Raw genomic sequence first — 4933 nt, 5'->3', positions numbered from 1 at the left:
CGTGCAGTCGTTCTTCGAAAGGCGACCACTGCTACAGCGCTCATGAACGGGGGTGCTGACCTTCTCTCAGACCCTGCAATCCGCCAATCTAGCTGTCGCGTCACCTCTATGTACTTGACATTTGATAGGATGCACGACGGTCAGGTCGTGGTCAGCGGTTCGCCAGGTCGTGGGGGCATTGAGTTTGAAACAAGCACCATGGATTCGGGGTCGTCCCGTCCCGCCATAGGGTGGCGGCGCACCCCAGAGATTGCGGTTCGAGCGCAGGCGCATCAGCTTATCAGCCTCAATATCTGCAGTCTTCAGCACAAAGCTGGCACAGCCATACTCGCTATCCCAAAGGCTCAACGGTCGGCTTGGCAAGTGTCGGCATACGTGTCTGAGTTGAAAGGCCGCTTTGCTAATGGGGCTCTCCCAACTGGTGATGCGCTCATGGCGTAAGGGCAAGGCCTAACTGCCGCTCTCTTCTGAAATCCAGGCCAAGGTGCTATAGCCCTGGCCTAGACTCACCGGCCCCAGACTCCCACTGCTGTTAGCCTGGTGCTCATGGGTTCGCTCCCGCAACCGTTTGGCCTCAGGGCGGGGCCATCCCGTATGGTCTCCCGCAAGCACTATCGGGGTATTGCTCGGGAGTTGCTCTAGGTACAGTCGCATCAGTCGGTGCCGTTACGGGCGGCTGTCTTGCAGCGCCTCATACGCACTCGACCATTGCCGTCGAAACAGCGGTGATTGCGATAATGCTACAAAGCTGTACACATGCCGGGTCGTCAGCACGGCATCGACCAGTTCAAAGGTGGCGTCGTGGGCACGTCCCAGATATTGATGGGCACGTTCTCGAAATCCGTACAGGCTATCGTAGGTCATAGCAGTCGCCAAGATTGGTTGTGCTTTCTCAGCGTCTGCTAAAAAGCGGCCTGAGCCTCGCTCATGTCGCTTTTTTCTATGGCTGTAGTCTAAACTCCAGTCAATTTCGTGCCACGTTATTTGTCATCAAATCCCTAAACCCTTGTGGGACAAGCCTTACGGACGCGATCGCGACGTTGACCATCGTCTCCCTATTACGTCGCTGATTCAGGCCCAAGATCGCTAGATGTCCCAGCAGGCAACCGTTCTAGCCGCCATGACAATTATCGTGGCACAACTATGACAATTATCGTGGCACGCGACAAGTTTACCAAGACCTACTAACTGCAATAGATTTAACTATAAATATCCTGACTGCTATTGTATATTTGTTGCAGTCAAGCTATTATATAGTAGTCAGCCAAACGGGAGGAACACCCCATGACCACGGCCATCGCTACCCCCCAACCCGAGGTAAAACAGCACCTCGCCCTAGGGCTAGACCCCAGAGATGTGCAATACCTCAGCAGCTACCAGCAGCCCCTCCAACCCCCTGCTGAAACCGTCCACGGCTTCTCCATTGAATAGCTCCTACCGCCTGCCCTCAGCGCCATGAGGGCACCCCACTCCACACGTTGAGGCAATCCCCCCATGAACACCACCCAAGCACTCGTTACCCGCCTGCTGGCCCCCTACGCCACTGCCGCTACCATCCTTGTCACTGCCACTCGCTACACCTGACAGGCTTTGCGATGCGATCGCGCCCTCGACATCTACCTCACGATCTCAATCCTGCTCCAGGTCGCTGGCTGGCTAGCTTTCCTCGCCTGTCTCTATACCCTTCAAGCGGGCAAGGCTGCTCGTCGCTACTACGAGGCCGAATGGGCCGCCGAAGCCAACGCACTGGTTCAACACATCGACAATGCGTTGGCGAAGCCTCTCCACTGGAGAATCGCCCCCCTCGATGACGGCGCTACCCTGCCCCAGGCCGATGCACTGCCCCAAGATTCCCCCAGCAACTCTGCGCCCGATCACGTCGTTGCTTTCCTCGACAATGCGGTGGCCCTCGATGCCGCTGCCACCATCCACCCCGACTCGGTGCAGGCCGTCATCGGCGGCTCTGGAACGTTGACTCAGATCTTGCACCTTGGCAGCGAGGAACGGACTCACAGGAAAATAAGGAACTAGATTGACAAAGCTAATACTATTCGCTTTTAGTGAATAGTATTAGCTAGCTGCCGAGGTTGTCGTGGGGCGTCCAGTCAAAGCAAAATCTCTGACTCAGCGGGATGTGATTGAAGCCGCGATCGTCTGCGTTGAGGCAGAAGGGCCGACAGCCCTGGGAGTCAATCGTGTCGCACGGGAGCTAGGCATCACGCCGCCCTCGATTTACAAACACGTGGAGCATGGCGCGGCACTGCGACGACTGGTAGCGCTAGAGATTTGGCGGCGTTTCCTGGCGCTGTGCTGTCAACCGATTGAGGGCATGGACGATTCATCAGAACTGTTGAGGATCGTGGCCCACACTGCTCGAAATTTTGCGCGATCACACCCCGCGCTCTACGCCGTGATGACAGCTATGCCTCTACAGCCCACCGATCCCGATTGTGCCCCGATCGTTGAAACTATCTTGTCCTTCTACCAACGGGTGCTTCAGCCGTACAGCTTTACTCACTTAGAAACTATCCACGCCGTGCGCATGTTGAATGCTGCGTTTTACGGTTTTGTCGCCACAGAGCAGGCCGGTTTGTTAACCCTAGAGCCGTCCCCTGAAGCCAGCTATAACGTAATTTTAAATGCCTTAATCCAAGCAATTCAACACATTCGACAACCAGCAGGTGAATGATGACCATTACAATGCCAACTGATCGATACATTCAAGTTGATGGCATCAACACGCGCTACTGGGCTTTAGGTGAAGAAGGCTCCCCTGTTTTACTAATTCATGGCCAGGGTGGAGCCATCGATTACTGGTACAAAAATGTCTTTGCCCTGGCGCAGCACCATCAGGTCTACGCCCTAGATTGGGTGGGTTCAGGCATGTCTGACAAGCCCAAAACAACCTACACGGTGGATGATATTAGCCAATTTATTTTTCAGTTTATGGATGCCTTGGGTCTACCCCAGGCATCTTTAATCGCGGGTTCTATTGGCGGTGCCATTGCCCTGAAGATGGCGCTGGCTGTGCCTGAACGCATCGAGAAGCTGGTCTTGATCGGAGCTGGCGGGCTGGGCAAAGAGGTGGCCCTGCCCGCGAGGTTAACCTCCCTACCGGTGGTTGGAGAAGTGCTCAATCACCCCAGCCCCAGGGCAGCAAAATTTATGGTGCAGCAGTGTATCTATGATCCGGAGCCTTACCTGCATGACGAAGCCTTTATGGATTTGGTGCTACGGAACATGGCATCAGATGTTTTGCAGTTTCAAACACGCACCTTTAGAACCATGGGCAATGTCTTGGGCATGAAGCCAAATTTCTGGCGCTCTATCCACGATCGCCTGGCTGAAATTCAGTCGCCTACCTTATTAATCTGGGGAAAACAGGATTGGGCCTTTCCGATCAGCCATGGGGAGCTCGCGGCAAAAGTAATGCCCAATGCCCAACTCCAGGTGTTTGACTCCTGTGGACATTTACCCTACCTAGAGCACGCCGATGTGTTTAATCATGTGGTGCTTGATTTTCTAGTAGCATAAGCACAGCAGTCATGCTCAACAATAGTTAAGCAATCTCGTCCCAGCTATCTGATTTTCGAAGCCTAAGTAGACAGACGCCTCTCCTCGACTGTCTCTCGCACCGTAGGGAAAATAAGCAATGCGCTGCGATCGCCCCTTGGGCCGGTCTTTGTCCATCATGCCCTCGACTTCTACCGCACGATCGCTATCCTCCTCCAGGTCGCTGGCTGGCTGGCTTTCCTCGCCTGCCTCTATAACTTTCATGCAGGCAGGGCCGCTCGTCGCTTCTACGAGGCCGAATGGGCCACCGAAGCCAACGCTCTCACCCTACACATCGACCGATCGCTACTCCCCCTTGATGGCGGCACGGCCCTGCCCCAGGCCGACGAACGGCACCAAGATTCCCACACCAACCCTGCACCCGATCGCGTCGTTGCTTTCCTCGACAATGCGGTGGCCCTCGATGCCGCTGCCGATGCCGCCACCATCCACCCCGACCAGGTGCAGGCCGTCATCGGCGGCTCTGGAACGTTGACTAACAAACTCCGTGCCCTCGCTTCCCTTGCCAATATCCAATGGCGGCACTCCAGAGGAAAGAGCAAGCACATGAGCAACAGCGACATCCGCTCAGCCCTAGCTCCCTTGATCGCCCCTGACCTGCTCGCACAGCTCTCCTAGCCGTCTCGCCCTGGGGGTAGGGCAAAACACACCCCAAAGGCTATTGCGATCGCAACCCCTAGACTCGCTACAGCACCTTGCGATCGCAGCCTCCCCAACCGCTACAGAGACAGCAGATACCCCTATCACCGAAGCACCATGAACACCACCTTTGAAGCGACGAACAGCCAATACTACGCCCTAGAAAAGGCCAGAGAGAGCTTTGGGCGGCAGTGGAAGGCCAAGCTGAGAGTGTGTTGGGAAACCGGTGTCGTAATTGCTCAACTAGGTTGACGGGTAGCGGCGAATAAGAGAGGGTGGTAAACTTTTGCCATGAAAGACCTGCCGCCGTTAGAAGGCCTCAGTTCTGAGGAGAAAGACGCTCTGATACGAGAGCTGTGGGCGGTAGTGCAAGCGTTGCAGGCAGAGGTCGAGAGGCTCAAAGGCAAAGGCGTCAAGACAACGTCGCGCAATTCGAGTTTGCCGCCCGCGAAAGGATTTAAGCCAAACTCAGAGGATGCTAAGCCCCAGCCAAGCGAGCGAGCGGCAAGCGTGGGCCGTGCGGGTGGTGGACGAGAACTCAGTGCATCGCCTGACCAAGTGGTGGTAGCCCAAGTGAACCGTTGTCCCCATTGTGGCAGCGAGGTAGAGCGTGCTCGTCAACAACTCAAAGCGGTCTATGAGCGAATTGAACTGCCCCAAGTTCGGCCTCAGGTGACCCGTGTCGAGCGCTACGGTGGGCAGTGTTCGTGCTGTCAGCAGA

At 55.8% G+C, this 4933-nt stretch carries 7 protein-coding genes and 2 pseudogenes; 6 read left to right on the top strand and 3 right to left on the bottom strand.

What is annotated here, in order from left to right; genetic code table 11:
- Positions 1 to 126: 126 nt before the first annotated feature.
- Positions 127 to 864 (bottom strand): annotated as a pseudogene (locus IQ273_RS36170) (transposase); the annotation flags it as partial.
- Between the two features lie 420 nt (positions 865 to 1284).
- Between IQ273_RS36170 and IQ273_RS30435 the strand changes: the two are divergent.
- From IQ273_RS30435 to IQ273_RS30420, 4 genes are all read left to right on the top strand, one after another.
- Positions 1285 to 1431 carry a hypothetical protein gene (locus IQ273_RS30435; RefSeq protein ID WP_194026835.1) on the top strand — a complete coding sequence of 49 codons (147 nt, stop codon included), beginning with the start codon at positions 1285 to 1287 and terminating at the stop codon, positions 1429 to 1431.
- Between the two features lie 159 nt (positions 1432 to 1590).
- Complete coding sequence (locus IQ273_RS30430) at positions 1591 to 2031, top strand: hypothetical protein (RefSeq protein WP_194026834.1); 441 nt, start codon at positions 1591 to 1593, stop codon at positions 2029 to 2031.
- A 61-nt stretch (positions 2032 to 2092) separates the two neighbouring features.
- Positions 2093 to 2689 (top strand): TetR/AcrR family transcriptional regulator, encoded by a 597-nt coding sequence (locus IQ273_RS30425; RefSeq protein WP_194026833.1) that lies wholly within the window; start codon positions 2093 to 2095, stop codon positions 2687 to 2689.
- 11 nt (positions 2690 to 2700) lie between these two features.
- Positions 2701 to 3534 (top strand): alpha/beta fold hydrolase, encoded by an 834-nt coding sequence (locus IQ273_RS30420; protein WP_194026832.1) that lies wholly within the window; start codon positions 2701 to 2703, stop codon positions 3532 to 3534.
- Positions 3535 to 3549: 15 nt separating this feature from the next.
- Here IQ273_RS30420 and IQ273_RS30415 read toward each other — a convergent pair whose 3' ends face one another.
- Complete coding sequence (locus IQ273_RS30415; protein ID WP_194026831.1) at positions 3550 to 3777, bottom strand: hypothetical protein; 228 nt, start codon at positions 3775 to 3777, stop codon at positions 3550 to 3552.
- 81 nt (positions 3778 to 3858) lie between these two features.
- A complete protein-coding gene (locus IQ273_RS30410; protein WP_194026830.1) occupies positions 3859 to 4089 on the bottom strand; it encodes a hypothetical protein in 231 nt (76 codons plus the stop codon).
- Between the two features lie 240 nt (positions 4090 to 4329).
- On the opposite strand from IQ273_RS30410, the gene IQ273_RS34585 reads away from it, so the two are divergent.
- The gene (locus IQ273_RS34585; RefSeq protein ID WP_255534757.1) at positions 4330 to 4464 is read left to right on the top strand and encodes a hypothetical protein; all 135 of its coding nucleotides are present in this window, start codon (positions 4330 to 4332) and stop codon (positions 4462 to 4464) included.
- A gap of 39 nt (positions 4465 to 4503) precedes the next feature.
- Positions 4504 to 4933: pseudogene (locus IQ273_RS30405) on the top strand (IS66 family transposase); the annotation flags it as partial.

The sequence above is a fragment of the Nodosilinea sp. LEGE 07298 genome (genome assembly GCF_015207265.1).
Taxonomy (GTDB): Bacteria; Cyanobacteriota; Cyanobacteriia; order Phormidesmidales; family Phormidesmidaceae; genus Nodosilinea.
This window is presented reverse-complemented; position numbering and strand designations above follow the sequence as displayed.